A 22,990-nucleotide genomic window follows, 5' to 3' on the forward strand; every position below is an offset into this window, starting at 1 on the left:
AGGAGATCCTACATATATTAGCAATATTGCCCCACTTGTATCTTTTGTAAAAAAATTTAAAAATCTATTTCCCACAAAAGATATTTGGATTTGGTCAGGCTTCACTTGGGAAGCAATTATTGAAAATCCAAGGCTTTTATCTCTTATAGAACTGTGTGATATTTTAATAGATGGAAAGTTTCTTATAGAAGAGAAAGATTTGAATCTTAAATGGCGTGGCAGTAAAAACCAAAGAGTCATCAATATAAAAAAAAGTTTAGAACTAAATAAAATCGTTAAATATATAGAATAAAAAAACTCTAGGGGGATTGTATCTCCTAGAGTTTTTTGTTCTTATTTTTTCTTTACATATTTCAAAGTATCCAAAGCTACTGCCATAACTATTATCAATCCCTTTATTATATATTGCCAATATGGGTTTACTCCAATAAAAGTCAATCCATAGTTTATTACTGTAAAAATTATAACCCCAATCAATACTCCGGGAACTGTCCCCACTCCCCCTGAAAACGAAACTCCCCCTACAACACAGGCTGCTATGGCATCCATCTCATACATATTTCCAAGGTTATTTGTAGCACTTCCAACCCTTCCAGCTTCTAACATTCCACCAAAAGCATAAAATATTCCAGACAATGTATAAACTAAAACTAATGTCTTCTTTACATTGACACCCGATACTTTTGCCGCTTCAGGATTTCCTCCCACGGCAAACAAATTTTTTCCAAAAGTTGTCTTATTCCATAGAATCCATATAAATAACACCGCTAATGCTGCATAGATTATTAAATAATTAAATCTAAATCCAGCTATTGTAAAATATCCCTGAGCAAAATTGGTGAAACTCTTTGCAAACCCCGCTATCGGTGATGCTCCCACATGGTCATAATACAGAGAGTTCGCTCCATATATTATAATCATTGAACCTAAAGTTGCAACGAACGGAGTTACACGTAAATATGCTACAACAAAGCCATTTAAAAACCCAACAAATGCTCCAATAATCCCAATTATAACTATAACAGCCGGAATTGGCAAAGTATCCAAACTTGGAAACACCTTATTTACATTAGTTACTGCTTGTAACAATGTCGCTGAAATCACAGCTGATAGTCCAACTTGTCTTCCAACCGAAAGGTCCGTTCCTTGAGTAACTATTATTCCAGCTACCCCTAAAGCTAATATAGTTCTAACTGATGATTGAGTCAATATATTTCTCATATTTCTAAAACTTAAAAAAGCCGGTTCTTTTATAATTATTCCTGCTATAAGTATCAATAATACTATATATAACGCCCCATCTAGTAGAAGCTTCTTTGTGCTCTTCCCTTTAAAAAATTCCATTTTGTCCTCCCATAACTTATAAATATAATGATGCTAGTTTTAAAATCTCTTCTTGAGTTGTGTCTTTTGTATCAACAATTCCAGCTACTTTTCCATTGCTCATAACCAATATCCTATCTGTAACACCTAGAAGTTCAGGCATTTCAGAGGATATCATAATTATCCCTTTTCCCTTATTTGCTAAATCTAGCATCAATTGATAAATTTCATATTTAGCTCCCACATCTATCCCTCTTGTTGGTTCATCTAGCATCAATATATCTGGACTTGTCAAAAGCCATCTTCCTATTATTACTTTTTGCTGATTTCCACCTGATAAATTGCCTATTGGAGTTTTTTGATTCGGTGTTTTTACCCTCATAGAGTCAATAACCCATTTTGTATCTCCATACATCTTAGATGAATTTAGAATTTTATTTTTTCCTTCATAGTTAGTCATATTGGATATCAATGAGTTAAACTCAATATTAAGCTGTGGAAAAATACCTGTCGCCCGTCTTTCCTCTGTCACCAATGCAAAACCGTTTCTTATAGCTTCTAGACTACTTTTATTTTCTATTTCTTTCCCATTCACTACTACTTTTCCACTTTCTCTCTCTCTAATTCCAAATATAGTCTCAACTATATCTGTTCTTTTAGATCCAACCAATCCCGCTACTCCTAATATCTCTCCTTTTCTCAGCTCAAAACTTACACCTTTTATAGACGGCTGATTTTTAGCTGTCAAATCCTCTACTTGTAGAATTACTTCCTGCGGAACATTTGTTTTCTCAGGAAACCTTTGAGTTAAAGACCTTCCGACCATCATGCCTATTATTTCATCAGTCGACAACCCTTCTAAGCTAGCTGTAGTAACCCATTGTCCATCTCTTAAAATAGTTATATCATCACAAATCTCTTTTATCTCTTCCATTTTATGAGATATATATACAACTCCACAACCTCTATCTGTAAGTTTTTTGATAATCTTAAAAAGATGTCCAACTTCCTTTTCTGTCAAAGAGGATGTAGGCTCATCCATCACTATTATTTTAGAATTATATGAAAATGCCTTCGCTATCTCGACCATTTGCATTTGTGATACAGATAATGTCGAAACCTTAGCTTTTGGATCTACATCTATTTCTAACTCCTTAAATATTTTCTTTGTATCTTCATACATCTTTTTATGATCTACAAATATTCCCTTTAAAGGATATCTCCCTAACCAAATATTATCCATTACTGTTCTTTGTAAAACTTGGTTTAACTCTTGATGGACCATTGATACTCCATTTTCCAAAGCATCCTTAGCTGAAATAAAATTAACTTCTTTTCCATCTAAAAAAATTTTTCCTTCATCTTTTGAATAGATTCCAAATAAACACTTCATCAAAGTTGACTTTCCTGCACCGTTTTCTCCCATCAAAGCATGAACTGTTTGAGGTCTTATTTTTAAATTCACTTTATCAAGAGCTTTTACTCCAGGAAAAGACTTTGATACTTCTATCATCTCTAGTAAATATTTCTCCATATCCACTCCTTAAAATCTAAATATTTTATAAAGAAAGGGAGGCATATACCTCCCCTGCATACTACTTTTTAAAATCTTTTAAGTTTTCTTTATCCACTCCTACATAAGGTACTCTCAATATTTTATCTTTTAATTCCCATTTAGTTCCCTCTGTCGGTTTTTTTCCTTCAGCTAAATTCTTTGCAATTTCATATGTTGCTTGCCCTTGATTCATTCCATCATTAAGTACTGTTCCAGCAATATCCCCATTTTCGACCATAACTAGAACTTCAGCTAAAGCATCTACTCCAAACACAGGTGTTTTTGCTCTACCGTTAGCTTTCAATGCTTCAACAGCCCCCATAGCCATTCCATCATTATTTGCAATTACAACTTCTATTTTTTCTCCATTTGGACCTGATAACCATGCTTCTATTTTATCTTTTGCCATTGCAGCATCCCACATTGCAGTATCCATATGTAACTCTTGTGTTTTTATTCCTTTTTCATTTAAAGTTTCTATTACATAAGTTGTTCTAGCTTCTGCATCTGGATGTCCAGGCTCTCCCTTTAAAAGAACGTACTGTATCACTCCATCTTTATTTAAATCCCAAGCTGGATTTGCCTTCCAATGTTTTGCAATCACTTCTCCTTGAATAACCCCTGACTCTTTAGAATCAGTTCCAACATAGTACGCTTTATCATAGCTTTCCATATCCGCTTTAGATGGTTCTTTATTATAAAATACAACTGGAATATTTTCAGCTTTAGCTTTTTGAATAACTGTTGAAGCTGCTGCTGGGTCAACTAAGTTAATTGCTAGTGCATCCACACCTTTTGCAATTAGAACATCTACTTGGTCATTTTGTTTAGATTGGTCATTTTGTGAATCATTCATTAAAACTTCGACATTTTTATCTTTTTTTGCAACTTCCTCAATTTTTTGTCTAACTGTTGACATAAAATTGTCATCATAACGATAAACTGTCACTCCAATTTTTGTTGGTGCCGCTGATGCCATTGTCGTAAGAGCTAATGCTCCCAGTAAAACTGAAACTTTTTTCATAAATTCCCTCCGCGATTGTAATTATATGAAACATAATGTTGATTATACATCATAATTGAATCCAATGTCAAGCATATAAAGAAAACTAAAAAAGAAGTTTTTTTCCTAAGTAAAAAAACTTCCTCTTTTCGATTATTTTTGTCTTGACTTTTATTTTTTTATATGATATATTCAATTCAGAAAGTGTATCTGTAGCTCAGTTGGATAGAGCAACTCCCTCCTAAGGAGTAGGTCATGAGTTCGACTCTCGTCAGGTACACCATATGTGTTTATTATAAGTCATACATTGATACTTACTACATGGGTAGTAAGTATTTTTTTTTAACCTTTTCCAATTCCATTTTTAATCTCTCTATATGATTAAAGTCTGTCCCACAACATCCGCCAACAATATCAACTACCCCTAATTTTAATAGACTACTGATATCTTTTACAAATTTTTCTATATCTCCATTAGAATTTGGATGAAAAGAGACTTTTAAGTTCGTTTCCTTTTTCATTTTTTCCAATATATCCACAACTTTTTCTGTTAGTTCACTGCAATTAATACCAATAGATACGACACAATCATCTAAAAACTTTGTATATACATCTTGAAGTTTTTCTCCAGAATAAAGTTTTCCTTCTCCATCAACTGCAAACGAAATCATCACAGGTTTTACTAACTTCTTCTTTTTTAGTTGTGTTTTGAGTAATTTTAAGCTTTCTAACCCCTTATCTAAATTATAGATAGTTTCAATCATGACCATATCTATATCACTATCCAAAATTCCATCTATCTGATCCCTATCCGGTAAACAAAAAGTTCCAATACTTTTCTTATTATATTTATCAGCGACAGCTTTACAAATTTTCCCCCCTAAAAATGCATATTCATAAGCCCACACCTCATTTTCACCATAGCTTCTCAAAGCCTCTTTAGAACAGTTAAAAGTATTAGCTTTTAAACAATCCACTCCTGCTAACACATATTTTTCATGTATTTCATTTACTATCTCTGGTTGAGTACAATTTAATTTTTCTCTACATCTCTCTTTTATTTTATATATATTTGAAATCGTTGTTCCCATAGCACCATCTAGTAATATCACTCTCATAACACCTCCATCCAATATACTTTTATTATACATCAGGAGAATTCAAAAGTAAAAAGAGTATTTGGTTTAGATGTTAAAATCTTAATCAATTTGATATCTGAATAAGAACTTATAAATGTGACTTTAGATATATTTTTTAAATTGAATACAGTTTGATTTATTTTTATATTTCTGATATAAACACGTTTTTTTTCTAAAAAAGCTACTTTTAAAGTTGTCATGGTTCCCCCTTTTCTTCCTGTCTCTAAAATTAACAGCTCCTCTGCCAAATAAGCTTGAAGTCTATTTCTTTGAAGGAGATATACACCTTTTATTTTCAAACTGGGCGGTATTTCAGATACAATTGTCCCTCCGTTCCCCAAAATTTCCTTTGCTAAATCCATATGTTCTTTTGGATATATTTCACTCCCCAATCCTTGCCCTAGTACAGCTATATTTTTTATACCATATTTTAACGTGATTTTATGCCCAATGAAATCACATCCTAAAGCTAAGCCACTTATGTTGTACTTTAAATCAGCTTTCATATTTTTAACTAGCTCTTCTGTAAACTCCTCTATTCCCTGACTTTCTGGTTTTCTTGTTCCTACTATACAAATTGATTTTTCTAAGTTATCTTCATCTAACTCTCTTCCTTTGTAATACAGCACAAAGGGAGGGATTTTATATTTTCTCAACTTTTTAGGATAATTAGAGCAAAAATAAGTAATAAATTTTATTTCATTTTTCTCCATTACCTCCTTCTCTTTTTCAATCTGTTTTCTTAAATTCTGTAATAATCTAAAATCTCCAAAAAAATTTTTAATTTTTTCTTTTTCCATCCCATCTTTTAAAGTTCCTATAACCTCTAATACTTCATTATAATTCTCATTTAATATATTTACTCCCAATTCGCTAGATTTTTTGAAAATCCTAAATAAATATTCAGGTGAAAAAGCTAAAACCTCTATTTTCCCGATATCTATAACCATAGAACCTATCATTGACCATAAAATCATATCATCTTTTGAGTACATAATTTTTCTCACCTCATATCTTTTCTATTTATAAAAATAACTACTAAAAATTTTATTTTAACCTTTTTATTTATTTTATTTTTTTCTTTACATTCTATTTTATTTCATGTATACTTAACTAACAATTTAAAAAGAGGTTAGTTCATTTATATGTTTTGAGCCTAAGGCCGATGGCGATGACGACATGTTCCTATGAATTAAGTATTACGAAGCTGCCATAGTAATACGCTTAATAAGATAAGTTCTCAATTCAGGCATACTTTTTTTAAGTATGTTTTTTTATTTGGCAGAAATTTTATAATTTCTGGAGGTGCTTTATGGCAATATTAAAATTTGGGATTTATTCTTTTATAGGACTTTTAGCGTTTTTAACTCCTATTACAATTGGTGGTGAATCATCTATTATAATGAGCCATCTAAAAAACTTTGTTCTAAATAATTTTTCAAACTGGGTTAATTTCTTAATAATATTTTGCTCAGTTGTCACTATTTTTGGAACGATAATTGGTTTTATCAAAAAAGATTTAAAAAAACAGTATTTAAATGATCTATTTGTCACAGATACGTTAAGCACTGTTTTAAGAATTAGTGGCTCTTTAATGTTTATTTTAATTTCATTTGGACTTGCGCCAGAATTTTTAAGCAATGAAAATACTGGTGGACTGATGGCAGGAGATATGATTCCTCCTCTTATGGTAACTTTTTTTATAGGAGTCATCTTAATGCCACTTCTTACATCTTTTGGTTTGGTTGAATTTATTGGAACTCTAATTGCTCCAATTATGAGAAAAGTCTTTAAAGTTCCCGGATATGCTGCTATAGACGCCCTTGCCTCTTTTCTTGGAGACGGAACTATCGGAATTGTAGTTACTGATCAGCAATATCAAAAAGGGTATTACACTCAAAGAGAAGCTGCTATTATTGCAACATCATTTTCAATTGTGGGAATATCTTTTGCCGCTGTTGTCGCTGATTTATTGAAGTTTTCTAAAATATTTTGGATATTTTATGGAACTATTGCTTTTTCAACGGTTGTCGCTGGATTTATAATCGCTAGATTACCATTGAAAAAATTTAAAAATGAATATTATGATGATAATAAAGTTGATGATAGTGGGGCTAAAAGTTTCGCGGAGGCTCTCCACCTCGCAACTACTACAGCTGGTAAAGCTTCTGAAAAAGAGATTATTGTAGATTCTCTTTTTAAAGTTTTAGTTATCTACGTAACTTTTATACCGGTTATAATGTGCGTTGGGTCTATTGGTTTAATTATTGCAGAAAATACAAATTTCTTTAATATTTTATCTATGCCTTTAATGCCTATTTTAAAAGGTTTGGGGTTCACACATGATGTGGCATCACAAATGGCACCTGCAATGATTGTTGGCTTCTCCGATATGTATCTGCCCGCTCTATTTATTGAAAATACAACAAGTGAGGTAGCTAGATTTATAGTCGGAACACTTTCTTTTGCACAATTAATATTTTTGAGTGAGACTGGTATGATACTTGTCAATTCAAAAATGGGATTCTCTATATTAGATGTTATTAAATTCTTTATTTTAAGAACTGTTATTACATTCCCTATTATTTACTCAATTGCGATAATACTTGTTAAATTTGGGGTTTTAAGCTATTAAAATTGTGAACTACCACCGCCCTAATAGAGGGCGGGGCTTCGTGGGAAGTTCTGACTCATGTCGGATATAATTAATCACGCTCTACGGATAGTTCCTACCCTGATATATATTTTAATAGGACAGTAGACTTCTACCAATTAAAGTTGAATTTTGGAGAGGGTTATTGTAAATTAATTGGAGATAATGAAAGAGTTGTATTTATTAGAGAAAAATATAAAATAGATTATCCTATACTGCCTTATAAGGACAAATTAAATCATATTGCTTTTGATGGTCCGTTTTATAATTATTTGAAAAATCTATACTCTTGTAATTAATAAAGTCCTTTGGTATACTTAAAGAAATAATTATAACAAAGAGGAGGAGTTAACTATGTTAAAAAAAGATTTATATTCTCATAGAAGTGAGATTTTAGAAATTTGTGAACATGAAGGTATAAAAAAACTTATGCTTTTTGGTTCTACTGCTAGAGAAGAAAGTAGTTCAATAAGTGATATTGATTTTTTAGTGGAGTTTAAAACAAATAAAAGTCTATTTAAAATAATAGCTCTTAAACATAAGCTTGAAGATCTTTTGCAAAATGATGTAGATTTACTTACTCCAGATTCATTAAGTCCTTATTTTAAAAATGATGTTTTGAAGGAGGCAGAAGTATTCTATGAAGCATAGAGATGACTTAGTATATGTTGAACATATGATTGACTCAATAGAGAGTGTATATAAATTTATTGGAGATAAAACTTTTAAAGAATTTAAAGATGACGATTTAGTTATAAGTGGTGTTATAAGGAAATTAGAAATTTTAGGAGAAGCTAGTAGCAAAGTTTCTGATAACATTAAGTTGAAATATCCTAATATAGAATGGCGAATTTTAAAAGATTTTAGAAATTATCTTATTCACCAATATTTTGGAGTTGATGTAACTACAGTATGGGAAGCTATTCAAATGGATATACCTATTTTGAAAGAAAAGCTTTTAGAACTTAAAAAAGTTCTAGTTCAAGAAAAAAATAATTAAATGGAGGAGTTATGGATACAGCTAACTTTATTATGAGTTTTTTTAAGATTTAATGAGTTTAATAAAATTTTATCATTAGAAGAATTCTGGACAAAAGTTTCTTCACCTCCCGAATGGAGAAAAGAGTTAAAAATAGAAACTCCTATATTTTAGTTTTAAATGACAAGAAAAGCTCTTGTCATTTTTTTATTTAACCATAACATTGAATCCCAATTTATTACCTACATTTTATTTCATTTATCAACTTATCATTGTCGTCCATGTTTTTGTGGCAATGCTCTTGATGAAGAACTTTGTGCGTGTACTCCATACGATATGAGAAGATATTCAAAAAAACTTTCTGGTCCAATAATTGACAGAATTGATTTATATATAGAAATCTATAAACTTAATGATAGAGAGATTTTGGATGAGGAACGAGGTGACACCTCTAAAGATATTAGAACTAGAGTGGTTAAAGCTAGGGAAATACAAAATCTTCGTTTTACTGATAAACTCAATCGTGATATGCACAACAGTGAAATTGAAAAATACTGTGTTTTGAATACTGATGAAAGAGTTTTCGCTGACGCGAAAGAACTACATGGAATGAGATATACACAATACAGAGGGTTAGCGAAAGTAAAAATGGAGCTCACTCTCAAATTTACGTGTATGAATTTAAAAAATTAGCAATGTGGAAGTTTAGAAAAGACTTCTTCAATGCTAATTTTTTTTAAAGTAACTATAAATTCATAAAAATAAAAAATGGCTATCGAATAATAAATATCTGATAGCCATTTGTCTACAGTCTGACGGATTTTTAAAAATCCGTTTTTTTATTTCTATACAAATCCCTTAGCCATCCATCTTTTAGTTTTCCAACGCCATAGCATTGCAAACCCTCTTATCCATTCATCCATTCCATTAGCTATCCAAACTCCAACTAAGGCCCATTCCATTCTTATTCCTAATAACCATGACAACGGTGCTGCCACTCCTAACATAACAATACATCCCATCATCATAGGAAATTTTATATCTCCCGCCGCATGAAGAGCATTTATAACAACTATATTAAATGTTCTACCCGTTTCTATGAAGATCAACCACGGAAAAACTTTTGCTGTTGCTTTCACAACTTCCATATCTTTAGTGAATAACTCCATTATTTGAAATCTAAAAAAATAAACTATAATAGAAACTATTGCCGCTGCTACAAAAGACAATGTCAAGCTTTTTAAACATTGACTATAAGCTTTTTCTTTATCTCTCGCCCCAACAAGCTGTCCAACCTGTATAGCAGTTCCATGTCCTAAAGCAATTGAAAAAATCATAATGAAAGAGGAGATTAATGCCAAGTATGTTCTCGCTGTAATCTCTATTGTTCCCATTGTATTTACCATGGCTAGAATTATAACCTGTGTTAAACTCCAAGTTAAATGTTCTCCTGCTGTAGGAATTCCAATAGATAAAATTTGTTTAACTCTTTCGTATGTGAACTTTTTCAAATCTTTAACAACTTTAAATTTACAATAATTTGTCATTACAAGAAGCGAGATTATTGCTCCTATAAATCTTGAAAAAACAGTGGATAGCCCTACACCTGTCACTCCCAAAATAGGTGCTCCTAACCAACCAAAAATAAACATTCCATTACCTAAAATATTTAACAAATTGATACCTACATTTACAAATAACATAGGTTTTGTATTTCCATAGCTTTTTAAAATTGCTCCATTTGTAAGCGATATCGCTTGAAAAATGCAAAGTCCTCCCACCAATTTGAAATAGTTCATACCAATCTCTCTAAGATTTGGTGGCAACTTTATCTTTATCAAAATCCATTCCCATGCAACGAAGTATATTAAGCCCAAAACTGTACCAATAACTACATTCATTACTAAAGACGCCGCTATTACCTCTTTTGTAGATCTATGGTTTTTTGCACCTACATACTGCGACATAAGAATGGTGGTTCCCAGACAAATAAAGCTCAAAATCGTATTTTGAATTAATAAAACCTGACTCATTCCTCCAACTGCACCAACAGCTTTATCGCTAAATCTCCCTAGCATTATGGTGTCAACATTTCCTACCACAGTAACTAATAACAGCTCTAAAAATATTGGAATTGTTATTGAAAATAATGATTTTTTTTGTTCTAACATTTATGTCCACTCCTATTGTGATTTATATTTAATATTTTGTATCTTTTCATTATACTATACCTTTAGCTCTGTGTAAATTTTTTATTGATTTTTAATGTATCATAATGTATAATTTAGTGTATATTAAAAATATTGCTATTGATAAAGGAGAATCTATGTTAAAAAAATTGATTGTCAGTATGCTCATTTTTTTTCTTTATTCATCTTTTTCATTCTCTATTGATAGGGACTTTCATATCCCGCATGAAATTAAATATAAAACTATTGAAGTAAAAACATTGAAAGATTTAGAGAATAAACCCAATGAAAATCATGTTTACTCTTTAGATGGATTAGACTTGAAAAAACTAAGCATACGTAGTAGAAAAGAAGTTTTTATCTCAATGCTTCTACCAAGCATTGAAATTGTCAACAAAGAAATTGATAGAGATATATCTATCATAAATATCTTATCTAAAAAAAATTCTCATACCCCTGAAGAGAAAAAAGAGTTAGATAGAATTTTTAACTCCTATAAGGTTTCAGCGTATAATTGGTCTGAACTAAAAAAAAGAATGATTAAATACCCAACTTCACTTATTCTTTCGCAAGCAGCTATCGAAAGTGGTTGGGGAACATCTAAGGTTTTTAAAGAAAAAAATAATCTTTTTGGTATGAATGCCTATAAGCACACAAATCGTACTTACAAAGAGTATGACTCTATTAAAGACTCCGTTAAAGATTTTGTTCTAACTCTTTCTAGAGTTAATACCTATAAATCGCTTAGAAGTAAAATTCATGCCGGTGAACCGCCGGAAAAAATCGCTCATGGTTTGATTGGTTATTCTGAATTAAAAGACGCATATATAAAGAAAGTGCAAACAATGTTAAGACACAATAATTTTCAAAAATATGACAATATATAAAAAGTCTGTGTAATTGCAGACTTTTTTTAATCTATTAAACAGTCTAGATGAATAGTAACACTTTTAACCAACAGAAAATCCTCTTTTATAGAGTTTTCTAAATCATCTGATATCTTATGAGCACTGTATACAGTCATATCTTTAGGCACTCTTATATGTAACTCTAAAAATATTTTATCCCCTGATTTTCTCATCATAACATCATGAACATTTTTTATGTCAGTATTTTCATATATATATTTTTTCAATCTATCAATAAATTCCATATCCTGCTTGTCCAAAATAGTATCAGTAGTCTCCAATATTACGCTCACACCCTCTTTAAATATCAACACAGCTACCAATATACTTATCAACAAATCGAATATTGGACTCACATAGATAGATAATAAAATTCCTAAAGCTACACCCAATGATGCAAATATATCGTTTCTACTATCCCTAGCATCTGCTATCAAAGCACTATTTTCAGTCTCTACTCCCACTCTTATCTTCTGTTTATACATAAAGTACTTTACAACAGACGAAAATAATGCCAAATAGACTGTTAACATCTCCGGAATCTCCCTTTTCTCTCCAGAAAAAAGAATCTCCATTCCACCCTTACCTAGTTCAAAAGCTGTAAGTATCATAAAAATTCCTATTATTACTCCAATCACACTCTCTATTTTTTCATGACCAAATGGATGCGATTCATCCTCTGGAATATTACTAAAATGAATCCCCAATAGAATACCACTTGATGTTACAACATCTGAAAGTGAATTAAATCCATCTGTTAATAGAGCTCTTGATCGACCTATATATCCAAATCCAATTTTTGTAACAGCTAATACTATATTCCAAAATATCGAAGCTACTACAGTTTTTTGTCCCTCTTTTTTTCTAAAATCCTTATTTTCCACACCCTCTATGGCAAACTTTCCATCCTCTTTCTTTTTAAATCCTATCTTTACTAAAAAATCCGAAATTGTATCTGCATTATCAACAATTAAACTTCCTTTTCTTATTTTTTTATTGATAACAAAAAGTAATAAATTTGTTCCATAGGATTTGAATCTCTCACTTTTTTTTACAAAAATTCTTTTTAACTCATAGTTATTTAAATCTTTCTCTAACAAAATATACGCTATTATTTCATTTTTATTTTCTATAGTATAGTATAGCCCCATCTCATTCAAAATAAAGTCGTTATCTAACTTTTGAAACTCTTCAAATCTACTCTTCACATCTTCATATATATAACTCTTATACATATCTCCTCCCCACAATAGCCTTTAAATAATTATATATAAAAAAGTCCTCTTTTACAAGTATAGGTGATTCTTTATTTTTTAGTTTAATTTTTAAAGGAAATTATAAATCTTTTTGTAAATCTGAATAGAAAATATTTTTTTGGAGGATACTTAAAACTATGATAAATTATAAAACTTTTTTTCTAAAACTACTAAACAGTATCAAAAATCTCAAAAATATCAGAAATCTCAATGACTTAAAAAAACAACAAATAAGAACTCTCTCTTTGATACTTTCAATCTTATTTACAGCTTGGGAGCTCTATAATTCAAATACAATAAATTCATCTAGAAAGTTTATCATCAGTAGCTTTATAATGGTGATATCAATGTTTTTTATTATATATCCATTTGCATACTTCTTTAGACCTAAATTAAAAAATTTTTTAAGTACTCACATATTTTTCTCCATTTTTTTAATTTTATATTTTATTGTACTAATCCCAATCTTAGGTGGAATTGACTACATATTTTTAAATATATTCCTAGATAGTTTTATTATTAAATTTTTGCATATTATCTCTATTCTAGTCTCTATGTCCCTAATAGTTATTATTGTATCTAGGCAATTTATCATGCTTATAAATAAAAAAAGACAAATTAGAGGTCTGGATATCCTTACAACATTTTTAACTTACATAACATTGGGATTAGCTTTTGGTTCTTTCTACTATATTTTAAATCTAATAGCACAAAATAATCTTTTTATTGGTGTGAATAAACCCTCTACATTTAATTTCGAAAATTTTTTAAATCATCTTTACATTAGCTTAGGAAGCCTTACAACAGTGGGTTCTGGAAGTATATCTCCGCTCAATGCGTACATACGATTACTTTGTGTTTTGGAAACTATCTTAGGTATTTTTTTAACAAGCTTTTCCCTCGGTTTTATTTTCTCTGCTCTTGGAAGCACAGTGCCATCGCCTCCTACTCAAGAAAATACCCCTGCTAGTACTGAAGTTTCTGTAAAAAGTCCCTCTGTATTTTCTAAATTCATAGATTTTCTAAGAGAACTAAAATCAGACTTAAATGAAGCTGAGAACTCAACGACAAATCAACCAAATCAATAGAAATATATTTAAAAGTAAAAAAATATGGGTATAAAATGTAAAATATTTTATACCCATTTATCTATTTATTATAAGGTACATCTTTAACATCATGGTGTGACTTATATCCCACTTTAAACATTTTTATCTCCCCTAATTTCATTTTCTTAAAAAATTATTTGCTAATTAAATAAACAGAATGCTGATTATAAATACTTAATTTAATTTTGTCAATTTAATTCATCAAATATTCATATATTAGCTCTTCAAAAAACAGTATTGTATTTCCAAAAAAATCATTTTTTTCTAAATTTCTATCATCTAATATATTGCTATTTTTTATTACGAAATTCAATTCAGCTAGACTTTCCATGCTACTGCTTTTTACTCCTGTCAACACTATTACAGGCACTTCTTTCCCCTTAGCTTTTTGGCAGAGATTTAATATCGCAGCTGTCTCTCCTGATTTTGAAACTACTATCAACAGAGGCTTTTCATCATAATCCCTCTCCACGTTCTCCATATACTCTGACATCATAGAAAAATATCCAAGTACCATTAACTTATCAGATATATATTTTGCAATTGGATTTGAAAATCCCACTCCATGAACAAAAATTGGCTTATTTTTCCCCTCTTTTAAAAGATTTCTAAACTTTATACCTTTTTGCGATGAAAAATCTAAACAATAATTTTCTGTAATACTTTTATTTTCTAAACTTGATTTTAAAGTTAGTTCCAGTCTGTATACCATATCTATAAAACCTTTATACCCTAACTTTTTAGATAGGTTCATAACCACTGAAGTTGAGGCAAAACACTCTTTTGCCACTCCTCTAACACCAATTTCCAAAGCCTTATCTATGTTGTTTACTATATAACTTAATGCTAACTCCTCCGATTCTGTTAAATTATATCTTTCCCCTAATTTATATATATCTATTTCCATTTTTTCTCCCGATTTTTTATTTTATTATACCACAACTTTTAAATACTTTTTTTCCATATTTTATGCTATATTATAAAAAGAAATTATTTAATAAATTTATGTGAGGTGTTGGTAATATGGAGCAAATTAGCTTAGAATGTGCCCTTGAAACTCTATTAGAAAAAATACAGCCTTTAAAAAATGTTGAAGAAAAATATATCTTAGATAGTTTAGGTTTTGTCTTAGCTGAAGATATATTATCCCCTTTGAATAATCCCCCATTCAATCGTTCCCCTTTAGACGGTTTCACGTTCAATAATACCGACACTATCGGAGCCACTAAAGATAACCCTATAGCCTTTAATGTTATATCTGAAATTCTTGCTGGAGATTTCTGTGACAAAAAAAATCTCTCCAAAGAAGCTTTTAGAATAATGACTGGAGCTCCTATTCCTGATGGTTGCAACTGCGTCATTAAACAGGAAGACGTAATTTTCAATGAGGAAACTAAAACTCTATATGTAGATAGAGAGCTAAAACCATTTGAAAATTTTTGTTTCTTAGGGGAAGATTTAAAAATTGATGACCTTGTTATAAAACAGGGGGAGATTATTACATATAACCACATTGGAGTATTAGCTTCTTTAGGAATCAACACCATTAAAGTTTTTAAAAAACCTAAAGTGGGAGTTTTAAGTTTGGGAAGTGAACTTACTATGCCTGGAAAAGATTTAGAAAAAGGAAAAATTTATAATAGCAATCTATTCACTATTGTTAGTAAACTGAAATATTTGGGAGTTGATGGTATTATATTCCCCCCAATGTGTGATGACTCTGTATCAGTCTCTAACTTTATATCAGAAGAACTTAAGAATATAGATTTTTTAATAACTACGGGAGGAGTTTCTGTAGGAAAAAAAGATATTATGCATGATGTGATAAAAAAGCTGGGTGCCAATAGACTTTTTTGGAAAATTAATATCCAACCCGGAACTCCCGTTCTAGCTTCTGAAAAAGATGGTAAATTAATACTTTCACTTTCTGGAAATCCTTTTGCATCTCTAGTTAATTTTGAACTTTTAGGAAGACCTGTTCTGTCTAAATTAAGTTCTAATGCTATAAAGAACACTACCCTTATAGAAGGAGTTGTTAGAGGCGGTTTTAATAAAAAATCTTCTAAAAGGCGTTTTATAAGAGGATACTTTAGAGATGGGTACATATATTTAAACGATAAAAAGCACTCTTCAGGAACAATTTCCTCTCTTATTGGAAAAAATGCTATTGTTGAAGTTCTACCAGGAACTCCGTATTTGAGTGAAGGTGATAAGGTCTCGGTGATTTTAATTGATTAAAATTAAAGATATCAATGTTCTAATTTTAGCAGGAGGTAAAGGTAGCAGAATGAACTACTGCAATAAAATTTTATTGCAGTACAATCATCAAACTTTTTTAGAACGTCTAAAAATTCTTTTTTCTGATTTTAATAACATCTATCTTTCACTAAATAGCGAACAAAATTTCCCAACAGATGGTTTTATTAGACTTGATGATGACTTTAAAGAGATTGGACCGATCTCTGGATTATATAAAGGTATTTTAGAGAGCGATTTAGATTATATTTTTACAGTTCCGTGTGATGTTCCAAATTTAACTAAAGATTTTATTGAGTATATTGCTAGTTTTGTATCTCCTTATCATGACGCATTTCTAATTAGAGATAAAGATGGATTTATCCATCCATTACTCGGCGTCTATACCAAAAAAGTTCTCCCTATCATCAAAACTGCCATTAAAAACAATGATTTTAAAATTTTAAATTTAGTGAATAAACTAGATGTTAAGTTCATAGACTTAAAATACACTATTTTTGACGATAAAAATATATTAAAAAATATAAATACTCCTGAAGATTATAGCTCTTTAGTTAAAAATAAAAAGACCAATTTTTTTGCAGTTTCTGGCATTAAAAATTCTGGAAAAACAACTTTAATCACCAAGCTCCTAAAAAAATTTACTGAAAATGGTTTCAAAGTAGGTACTATAAAGCATGATGGTCATGACTTTCAAATGGATAATCTTGACTCAGATACCGATAAACATATAAAGTCTGGAGCCTCTGGAACACTTATTTTTTCAAAAAATAAATACATGTTTTTAGAAAATTCACCTGAAAAAGATTTAGAGTTTTATTTAAAATTTTTTAAAGGTTATGATTTTATAATTTTAGAAGGTTTTAAACATAGTGATTACCCTAAAATCGAGGTTATTCGAAAAGAGATTTCTAATATTAGCCAATCCAATGAAAATAGTTTAAAGTTTTTAGTGAGCGATTTAAAATCTATTAAAAATAGAGAAAATTTAGATATTCTAGATATAGATGACATTGATAGTATCTTTAAAAAACTAATTGATGTGATATAATGTAATGAAAAAATGACCTAAATTTAATTAGGTCATTTTATTTATTTTCCTAAATACTATTAGTAAATATGTTAAGCTTACTCAGCTTTTCCTAAAACATAAAATTTATAAAATCTCCACATTGTGTAAAGAACAAATATGCTTGTAATAGTTATTGTGATATACCCTAAAAAGAAAAAACTAGGATAGAATCTTCCAAATCTAATAGCTGCTGTAGCTCCTATGGACAATGGGAATGTAAATGACGCAAAAGTCGGAGCAAATGGAAGTTTAGCACCTCTATAGGATTGTAGATACGCTACAAATGTTGCAGTAAAAGCTGCTATTGCAACCAGATTTAAAAGACTTTGATTAATTTCAAAAACACCACTTAGATATCCAGCTAAAAGTAGATTTACTGGTGCCGCAATAACAGGAATAGTAATTTTATATTTATCTTCAAATCTTAGTCTTGCTCCCCTATAAGTTATTATTGGAACAAGTATACACGTAGAAATTAAACCAATATACCAAAAAGCTCTTGCCCAAGGATTGAATCCCATAGGACCAGCCGTAACGGCAACAGTTACGATTCCCCCATAAGTTACGAACCATCCAAAATGAAATTCTAAAAGATTCCCCAATTTAATTCTATAATATGTAAATGTATACCAAATAACGAGATGCATAATAGAGGCAAAAAACCATAGTAATCTTCCAGCTTCAGGATTATACCTATGCACAAAAATCGAAATTGTTAAAAGACTCATATCTACAGATGTGATTACAGAACCATTCAAAGTATTTTGCGCATCCGCTACAAAAGCGGGAAAGCAAAAAATCATCTTTAAAACATAAGGGGTGAATAAACAAATTGAAATTATTATGGTTAAAAGAAATATCCACCAACCTATCTCAGGAGAAAATGAGTCCCAAGCAGCTCCTAAACCTACAATTCCCAGCCCGAGAGCTGAAGCACCAGATGGATATTTTGAAAGTCTTCCACCCCTATTACTATTATTATTTACAACACTGTTATTCTCCATATTTTATTCACCATCCTTAACTATTGAAATCGTTGCATATTTATAAGAGGGTTGTTTCGAGTATGGATCAAAAAGAGGGTCTGTAAGCCTGTTAGCTTCATGATAATGCATAGGTAAAAAAGCTTGCATCTCTTGAAGCGAATCATCCACTGTGACTTTTACGCTACACATTCCATTTTTTGATCGGACAATTACAACATCTTCATTTTTTACACCAAGTTTTCCAGCATCAATAGTATTGATATGAATGTGGCTCTCATGAGGATACATTTTTTCTACTATTGGAATATTTCTTGTACGAGTTAAAGTGTGCCAAAGTCCAATGCCACCACGTCCTGTTAAAAGAGTGTAAGGATATTTTTCGCAAGGTACCTCAGGATAAGCAGTAATATTTTGAAATATAAAGTTTCCTTTACCATCTGTATTATAGAAGTGATTATCTTCAAAAAGCCTTCTATTATCATCTTTTAAAATGTCACCAGTTCTAAATGGCCACTGGATTCCATGACTACCTTTTAACTTATCGTAATCTATTCCTGTAAATTCGCAAGGCATCCCTTTAGAAAGTAGTTTTAACAGATTAAAAGCGTCTTTTGGAGTTTTCCATTTATCAAGAGAAAGCTTTTCTTCAAGCCCTAGAGCTTTTCCAATATTCCATATAATTTCATAATCTGTTTTTATTCCTTCTGGAGGAGTTACCACCTGTTGAACCGCTCCAAACCTTCTCTCGGCGTTTATAAAAGTGCCCTCTTTTTCTAGAGATGATGTTGCGGGTAAGAAAATATCAGCTTGCAACGCAGTTTCAGTATCATAATAGATATCTTGTACAACCAAAAAATCTATCTTTGAATTCAAATCTTCAAAAACTTCATTGTGAGGAATTGTAACTACAGAGTTTGTAGCAACTACCCAAAGTCCTCTTATTTTTTTACTGCCAACTCCCTTGACAATCTCATCATATGGAATAGTTCCTCTAACAGGAATAAGTGAATCGTCAACTTCTAAAATTTCAGATGTAATCTTTCTATCTTCAGGAATATTGAATTTTCTCCCTGCATAAAGACACGTTTCCACACTATAAAGCCTAGAACCCATGGCATTACATTGTCCTGTTATAGAGTTTGGTCCTGATCCTATTTTCCCTATTCCACCAGTCATTAAAGAGATATTTATTATTGCTTCAGCAGTTCTTACTGCCTCATAACTTTGATTTACTCCCATTGTCCACCAAAAAGAAACATTAGTTTTAGAGTGTATCTTTTCTGCTAAATCTAAAACTTTTTGCGGATTAATCCCTGTATCTTTTTCTACATTTTCCAATGTAAATGCAGAGACAAACTTTTTAAACTCTTCAAAATTATCTGTGTAATCTTCAATAAATTTTTTATCAATATAATTTTTTTTAATAAGAACATTGGCTAAAGTGTAAAGAAGGTACATATCTGATTTAGGTTTTATTGAAAACCATTCAGTAGCTTGTTCAGCAGTTGTACATCTTCTTGGATCTATAACAACAGATTCAAGATTTGGATTTTCTTTTTTAGCTCTCCACCACGCAACAGGATGATTTTCAGCTGGATTTGCACCAATAAAAATAGCAAGATCTGTCTTCATAAGATCTTCCCATGTGTATGGTGGAGAATCAAAACCAAAAGCTTGATTATAAGCTACAACAGCTGTTGACATACACAATCTAGTATTCCCATCTCCCTCCATTCCAAGTCCAAATCTCCCCACAAGGCCCAAAAGAGCCATCTCCTCTGTTGTGATTTGACCAGTACTAAGAAATGCAAGAGATCCTCTTCCATATTTTTCATTAATTCCATTAAATTTTTCCGCAATTACCTCATATGCTTTTTCCCATGTGATTGGTTGCATTTTGCCATTTTTATCACGCATCAGTGGAGTCGTAGTTCGATATTCCATAGAATCAACAAATGCAAGATTTTTTCCTTTTATACACGCTAAACCTTTATTCACTGGATAGTTTGGGTCACCTGCACAGGATACTATCTTGTTATCATTCACAGTAAAAATAAGATTACACCCTGTTGCACAAAAACTACAGGTTGTTTGAATTTTCTCCATGACATTTTCCTCCTTATTTTTTAAACTTTAATCCAAAGGTAAGTTGATTTATATATTCATTAAAGCTTAATAACTTCCTTTAATACAAGGAAGTATTTTTTCAAATAAGTGTTGCATAGTAATCTATAAATGTGTAATCTTCCCATTTTCCTTTTATAACATTCAGAACTCTACTATTATTATATTGAATTAAAATCTCTCTATTTTTTATTAGTTTTTCTATGTCCTTTTCAAATTTCTTATTTATCTCTTCCAAAGTTTTTAAATTCAAAAATTTTATGTACTCTTTAAGTCGATAGATAGTTTCATAGTTTTGTGTCCCACCATACTCTTTTAAAATCCAATAATTTTCCAACTCTTTATCTAAGTTATAATCTAATTTTATATTTTTACTTAGAATAAAGTCTCCAATTTTATACTCCTCTTTATTTACTATATTTTTTTCTATAAACTCTCTTAGATTATCTTTTCCTCCATATCTTGTGTAGTACAAATAGCTTTGACTTATTTTTAAGTACTGTTCATTTCTATTCTTCTCCAATTCATTCTCTTGAAACATAATAAAAATAGGTAGATATACGTCTAAAATATAGCTATAAACTAGCTCTTTCCTTGTCAATAACTTATCTGCTTTTTTTCTGTAATATCTTGAATACCTTATACAGTCTTCAACTATCTCTTCTAAATTTAACCCTTCTAAATTCAAATTGAGCTGTTTGGATTTTAATATAATTTCACTCTTATAAAAATTATATACCTGTTCAAACCATCTCTGCATCCCAATAATAAATCCCGGAATATTGTTGACCAAATTAAATAAAGCAATCTCCCCAATTATTAATGTTTCTCTCCTAAATTGTTTTTTGGAATATTCTCTAATAGCCTTAATCTTTCCTTTTGTATCGTCTGTATAAAATATAATTTTATCTATATAGTACAATTTTCTAAAATCATCTATCAAAAAACTATCTAAATTAACATCCGTTTTTAAATTTTTTAGTAACAATATTTTATTTCTGTTTAAATAATCAATCAATGTATCTGTATAACCCCTTTGATATCTATTCCCCAATCTATAACTATTTTTGTATCTTAGATATTCTACAAAAATATCTCCATTATTTACATTTTCTAAATTTTTAAAATTTGAAATTAATATGTTTACTATTGGAGTGAAAACTCTTTGGTACCAGACTACGGCTTTTTCAAAATTTTCTTCTCCCAAAAAATATAATTCCAAAAACTTTCTAACTTCCTCTCTCAACTCTACATAATTTTCTACTTTTAAACATTCTATGTTACTTAATCCACTTTCTTTTTCAAAACTGAATCTCTCTCTTGAAAGTCTATCAATATCCTCGTTATTTTGAGAAAAAAACTCATAAACTTCTGCCTCTATCGAATGAAAATTTAGATTTTTAACAACAGAAACTCTGTGATTTCCGTCGTATACATAGTACTCTTCCCTTACTTTATATAAAGTAACAGGTGGTAAACTTCCATTTTCCAAATATTTTATATATACAGAGCTCCATCTTCCCTTGGATTCCTCCCTCAAAGGGTTAAAATCTTTATCAAAATCCTGAGCTTTTTCAACAGTTCCAACAATTTTTCCAAGTGGAACCTCTTTCACTCCCAAATAAATCCTATTGGAAAGTTGGTTTTCTCTCTCTACTGTTTTGAATTCTTTTATTTTCCTACTTTCTCTATCAAAAAAATTAAACCTAGTTTTTCTCAGAACTTTTTTAAAAGCCGATTCCGCTTCCTCTCTATCTATATCAAACTTCATTTTTCCTCCTTAAGAAAAATCTAAATCCAAAACTTTATAACCAAACACATTTATTATTTTTGTGTTCTCAAATTGTGCCTCTTGAACCTCATGGTGATTTTTTAAATGGATATGTCCATGTAACCAGTATTTAGGTTTTAATAGATCTATTGCTTTCCTATAGCTCTTAAATCCTTTATGTATTGGATCAAATCCCTCATTTATCCCCCCTACAGGAGAGTGACTAATAACTAAATCAACCGTTTTAAACATTGTTTTTACATAACTTTTCATAACCATAAAGAAAACATCTTTTTCACTGTATTGATGGGGTCCCATTGAATATTTCGGACTTCCATCAAATCCTACAATTTTTATTCCTTTTACCGTACAATTCTCTCCTGAGTCAATATTTTTACAAAAACTTATATCATGATCTCTCGCGTATACGTGATTACCATTTACGTAGACTAACTCTTTATTTAAAATGGTAAAAAGGTAATCTAAATACCTATTGCTCACATCCCCACAAGATACTATCAACTCTATATCTTTAAACATCTCTTTTAAAACTTCAGGAGAATATCTCTCCAGTATTGCTTCATCACTGACTGCAAGTATTTTCATCTTTTTCAACTCCTAATCTTTAATAGACAAAAGCTACCATAATTATTATCTTACGGTAGCT

Annotated in this window: 21 protein-coding genes, 1 tRNA gene and 1 pseudogene; 11 read left to right on the forward strand and 12 right to left on the reverse strand. The window is 30.5% G+C overall.

Features of this window, described 5'->3' with window-relative positions:
* Positions 1-292: 4Fe-4S cluster-binding domain-containing protein (locus tag ACWI69_RS06125; protein WP_448820966.1), on the forward strand; the 292-nt coding region annotated here is incomplete at its 5' end.
* 41 nt (positions 293-333) lie between these two features.
* On the opposite strand, the gene mglC is transcribed toward ACWI69_RS06125, so the two are convergent.
* Genes mglC through mglB form a run of 3 tightly spaced genes read right to left on the reverse strand, consistent with a single transcriptional unit; the run spans position 334 to position 3,902 of the window.
* Positions 334-1,344, reverse strand: coding sequence for a galactose/methyl galactoside ABC transporter permease MglC (gene mglC, locus ACWI69_RS06130; protein WP_448820967.1), 1,011 nt, complete (start codon positions 1,342-1,344; stop codon positions 334-336).
* Between the two features lie 16 nt (positions 1,345-1,360).
* Positions 1,361-2,863, reverse strand: coding sequence for a galactose/methyl galactoside ABC transporter ATP-binding protein MglA (gene mglA / locus ACWI69_RS06135; RefSeq protein ID WP_448820968.1), 1,503 nt, complete (start codon positions 2,861-2,863; stop codon positions 1,361-1,363).
* Between the two features lie 55 nt (positions 2,864-2,918).
* The gene (gene mglB / locus ACWI69_RS06140; RefSeq protein WP_448820969.1) at positions 2,919-3,902 is read right to left on the reverse strand and encodes a galactose/glucose ABC transporter substrate-binding protein MglB; all 984 of its coding nucleotides are present in this window, start codon (positions 3,900-3,902) and stop codon (positions 2,919-2,921) included.
* 185 nt (positions 3,903-4,087) lie between these two features.
* On the opposite strand from mglB, the gene ACWI69_RS06145 reads away from it, so the two are divergent.
* Positions 4,088-4,164 (forward strand) — tRNA-Arg (locus ACWI69_RS06145).
* Between the two features lie 34 nt (positions 4,165-4,198).
* Here ACWI69_RS06145 and ACWI69_RS06150 read toward each other — a convergent pair.
* Entirely contained in the window at positions 4,199-4,999 is an 801-nt protein-coding gene (locus ACWI69_RS06150) for a homocysteine S-methyltransferase family protein (protein ID WP_448820970.1), read from the reverse strand.
* 32 nt (positions 5,000-5,031) lie between these two features.
* Positions 5,032-6,015, reverse strand: a complete 984-nt coding sequence (locus tag ACWI69_RS06155) for a DNA-processing protein DprA (RefSeq protein WP_448820971.1) — start codon at positions 6,013-6,015, stop codon at positions 5,032-5,034.
* A gap of 317 nt (positions 6,016-6,332) precedes the next feature.
* Here ACWI69_RS06155 and ACWI69_RS06160 point away from each other — a divergent pair, with 317 nt between their 5' ends.
* The 5 genes and pseudogenes from ACWI69_RS06160 (at position 6,333) to ACWI69_RS06180 (ending at position 9,345) form a co-directional block, all read left to right on the forward strand.
* Positions 6,333-7,655, forward strand: a complete 1,323-nt coding sequence (locus ACWI69_RS06160; protein WP_448820972.1) for a YjiH family protein — start codon at positions 6,333-6,335, stop codon at positions 7,653-7,655.
* Between the two features lie 372 nt (positions 7,656-8,027).
* The gene (locus ACWI69_RS06165) at positions 8,028-8,324 is read left to right on the forward strand and encodes a nucleotidyltransferase family protein (protein WP_448820973.1); all 297 of its coding nucleotides are present in this window, start codon (positions 8,028-8,030) and stop codon (positions 8,322-8,324) included.
* Positions 8,314-8,673, forward strand: a complete 360-nt coding sequence (locus tag ACWI69_RS06170; RefSeq protein ID WP_448820974.1) for a HepT-like ribonuclease domain-containing protein — start codon at positions 8,314-8,316, stop codon at positions 8,671-8,673. The genes ACWI69_RS06165 and ACWI69_RS06170 overlap by 11 nt, the downstream gene beginning before the upstream one ends.
* A gap of 159 nt (positions 8,674-8,832) precedes the next feature.
* Positions 8,833-9,060: pseudogene (locus ACWI69_RS06175) on the forward strand (ATP-binding protein); the annotation flags it as partial.
* Positions 9,061-9,078: 18 nt separating this feature from the next.
* On the forward strand, positions 9,079-9,345 hold the full coding sequence (locus ACWI69_RS06180; RefSeq protein WP_448821008.1) for a magnesium chelatase subunit ChlI family protein: 267 nt from the start codon (positions 9,079-9,081) through the stop codon (positions 9,343-9,345).
* Between the two features lie 152 nt (positions 9,346-9,497).
* Here ACWI69_RS06180 and ACWI69_RS06185 read toward each other — a convergent pair whose 3' ends face one another.
* On the reverse strand, positions 9,498-10,823 hold the full coding sequence (locus ACWI69_RS06185) for an MATE family efflux transporter (protein WP_448820975.1): 1,326 nt from the start codon (positions 10,821-10,823) through the stop codon (positions 9,498-9,500).
* A 155-nt stretch (positions 10,824-10,978) separates the two neighbouring features.
* Here ACWI69_RS06185 and ACWI69_RS06190 point away from each other — a divergent pair, with 155 nt between their 5' ends.
* Positions 10,979-11,728: a glucosaminidase domain-containing protein gene (locus ACWI69_RS06190; RefSeq protein ID WP_448820976.1), complete on the forward strand. Its 750-nt coding sequence runs from the start codon at positions 10,979-10,981 to the stop codon at positions 11,726-11,728.
* Positions 11,729-11,754: 26 nt separating this feature from the next.
* On the opposite strand, the gene ACWI69_RS06195 is transcribed toward ACWI69_RS06190, so the two are convergent.
* Positions 11,755-12,984, reverse strand: a complete 1,230-nt coding sequence (locus tag ACWI69_RS06195) for a cation diffusion facilitator family transporter (protein WP_448820977.1) — start codon at positions 12,982-12,984, stop codon at positions 11,755-11,757.
* A gap of 158 nt (positions 12,985-13,142) precedes the next feature.
* Between ACWI69_RS06195 and ACWI69_RS06200 the strand changes: the two genes are divergently transcribed.
* Positions 13,143-14,093 carry an ion channel gene (locus tag ACWI69_RS06200; RefSeq protein WP_448820978.1) on the forward strand — a complete coding sequence of 317 codons (951 nt, stop codon included), beginning with the start codon at positions 13,143-13,145 and terminating at the stop codon, positions 14,091-14,093.
* A 214-nt stretch (positions 14,094-14,307) separates the two neighbouring features.
* Here ACWI69_RS06200 and ACWI69_RS06205 read toward each other — a convergent pair whose 3' ends face one another.
* Positions 14,308-15,021, reverse strand: a complete 714-nt coding sequence (locus ACWI69_RS06205) for a MurR/RpiR family transcriptional regulator (protein WP_448820979.1) — start codon at positions 15,019-15,021, stop codon at positions 14,308-14,310.
* Positions 15,022-15,137: 116 nt separating this feature from the next.
* On the opposite strand from ACWI69_RS06205, the gene ACWI69_RS06210 reads away from it, so the two are divergent.
* Together ACWI69_RS06210 and mobB are read left to right on the forward strand one after the other, a co-directional pair.
* Entirely contained in the window at positions 15,138-16,352 is a 1,215-nt protein-coding gene (locus ACWI69_RS06210) for a molybdopterin molybdotransferase MoeA (RefSeq protein ID WP_448820980.1), read from the forward strand.
* Positions 16,345-17,421 carry a molybdopterin-guanine dinucleotide biosynthesis protein B gene (mobB, locus tag ACWI69_RS06215; RefSeq protein ID WP_448820981.1) on the forward strand — a complete coding sequence of 359 codons (1,077 nt, stop codon included), beginning with the start codon at positions 16,345-16,347 and terminating at the stop codon, positions 17,419-17,421. Before ACWI69_RS06210 ends, mobB begins: the two co-directional genes overlap by 8 nt.
* 77 nt (positions 17,422-17,498) lie before the next feature.
* Here the strand turns inward: mobB and ACWI69_RS06220 are convergent, their stop codons facing one another.
* The 4 genes from ACWI69_RS06220 to ACWI69_RS06235 form a co-directional block, all read right to left on the reverse strand.
* Complete coding sequence (locus ACWI69_RS06220; protein ID WP_448820982.1) at positions 17,499-18,446, reverse strand: SLAC1 family transporter; 948 nt, start codon at positions 18,444-18,446, stop codon at positions 17,499-17,501.
* Positions 18,447-18,449: 3 nt separating this feature from the next.
* The gene (locus ACWI69_RS06225; RefSeq protein WP_448820983.1) at positions 18,450-20,534 is read right to left on the reverse strand and encodes a molybdopterin oxidoreductase family protein; all 2,085 of its coding nucleotides are present in this window, start codon (positions 20,532-20,534) and stop codon (positions 18,450-18,452) included.
* A gap of 100 nt (positions 20,535-20,634) precedes the next feature.
* Positions 20,635-22,323, reverse strand: coding sequence for a hypothetical protein (locus ACWI69_RS06230; RefSeq protein ID WP_448820984.1), 1,689 nt, complete (start codon positions 22,321-22,323; stop codon positions 20,635-20,637).
* A 9-nt stretch (positions 22,324-22,332) separates the two neighbouring features.
* Positions 22,333-22,929, reverse strand: a complete 597-nt coding sequence (locus ACWI69_RS06235; RefSeq protein WP_448820985.1) for a metallophosphoesterase family protein — start codon at positions 22,927-22,929, stop codon at positions 22,333-22,335.
* Between the last annotated feature and the right edge of the window lie 61 nt (positions 22,930-22,990).

The sequence above is a fragment of the Cetobacterium sp. genome, assembly GCF_977044495.1.

Bases quoted from the DNA above. Each gene is read 5' to 3' on its own strand.
- mglC (WP_448820967.1), bottom strand. From the start codon at position 1,344: ATGGAATTTTTTAAAGGGAAGAGCACAAAGAAGCTTCTACTAGATGGG.
- mglB (WP_448820969.1), bottom strand. From the start codon at position 3,902: ATGAAAAAAGTTTCAGTTTTACTGGGAGCATTAGCTCTTACGACAATG.
- ACWI69_RS06150 (WP_448820970.1), bottom strand. From the start codon at position 4,999: ATGAGAGTGATATTACTAGATGGTGCTATGGGAACAACGATTTCAAAT.
- ACWI69_RS06155 (WP_448820971.1), bottom strand. From the start codon at position 6,015: ATGTACTCAAAAGATGATATGATTTTATGGTCAATGATAGGTTCTATG.
- ACWI69_RS06160 (WP_448820972.1), top strand. From the start codon at position 6,333: ATGGCAATATTAAAATTTGGGATTTATTCTTTTATAGGACTTTTAGCG.
- ACWI69_RS06165 (WP_448820973.1), top strand. From the start codon at position 8,028: ATGTTAAAAAAAGATTTATATTCTCATAGAAGTGAGATTTTAGAAATT.
- ACWI69_RS06170 (WP_448820974.1), top strand. From the start codon at position 8,314: ATGAAGCATAGAGATGACTTAGTATATGTTGAACATATGATTGACTCA.
- ACWI69_RS06185 (WP_448820975.1), bottom strand. From the start codon at position 10,823: ATGTTAGAACAAAAAAAATCATTATTTTCAATAACAATTCCAATATTT.
- ACWI69_RS06190 (WP_448820976.1), top strand. From the start codon at position 10,979: ATGTTAAAAAAATTGATTGTCAGTATGCTCATTTTTTTTCTTTATTCA.
- ACWI69_RS06195 (WP_448820977.1), bottom strand. From the start codon at position 12,984: ATGTATAAGAGTTATATATATGAAGATGTGAAGAGTAGATTTGAAGAG.
- ACWI69_RS06200 (WP_448820978.1), top strand. From the start codon at position 13,143: ATGATAAATTATAAAACTTTTTTTCTAAAACTACTAAACAGTATCAAA.
- ACWI69_RS06205 (WP_448820979.1), bottom strand. From the start codon at position 15,021: ATGGAAATAGATATATATAAATTAGGGGAAAGATATAATTTAACAGAA.
- ACWI69_RS06210 (WP_448820980.1), top strand. From the start codon at position 15,138: ATGGAGCAAATTAGCTTAGAATGTGCCCTTGAAACTCTATTAGAAAAA.
- ACWI69_RS06220 (WP_448820982.1), bottom strand. From the start codon at position 18,446: ATGGAGAATAACAGTGTTGTAAATAATAATAGTAATAGGGGTGGAAGA.
- ACWI69_RS06225 (WP_448820983.1), bottom strand. From the start codon at position 20,534: ATGGAGAAAATTCAAACAACCTGTAGTTTTTGTGCAACAGGGTGTAAT.
- ACWI69_RS06230 (WP_448820984.1), bottom strand. From the start codon at position 22,323: ATGAAGTTTGATATAGATAGAGAGGAAGCGGAATCGGCTTTTAAAAAA.
- ACWI69_RS06235 (WP_448820985.1), bottom strand. From the start codon at position 22,929: ATGAAAATACTTGCAGTCAGTGATGAAGCAATACTGGAGAGATATTCT.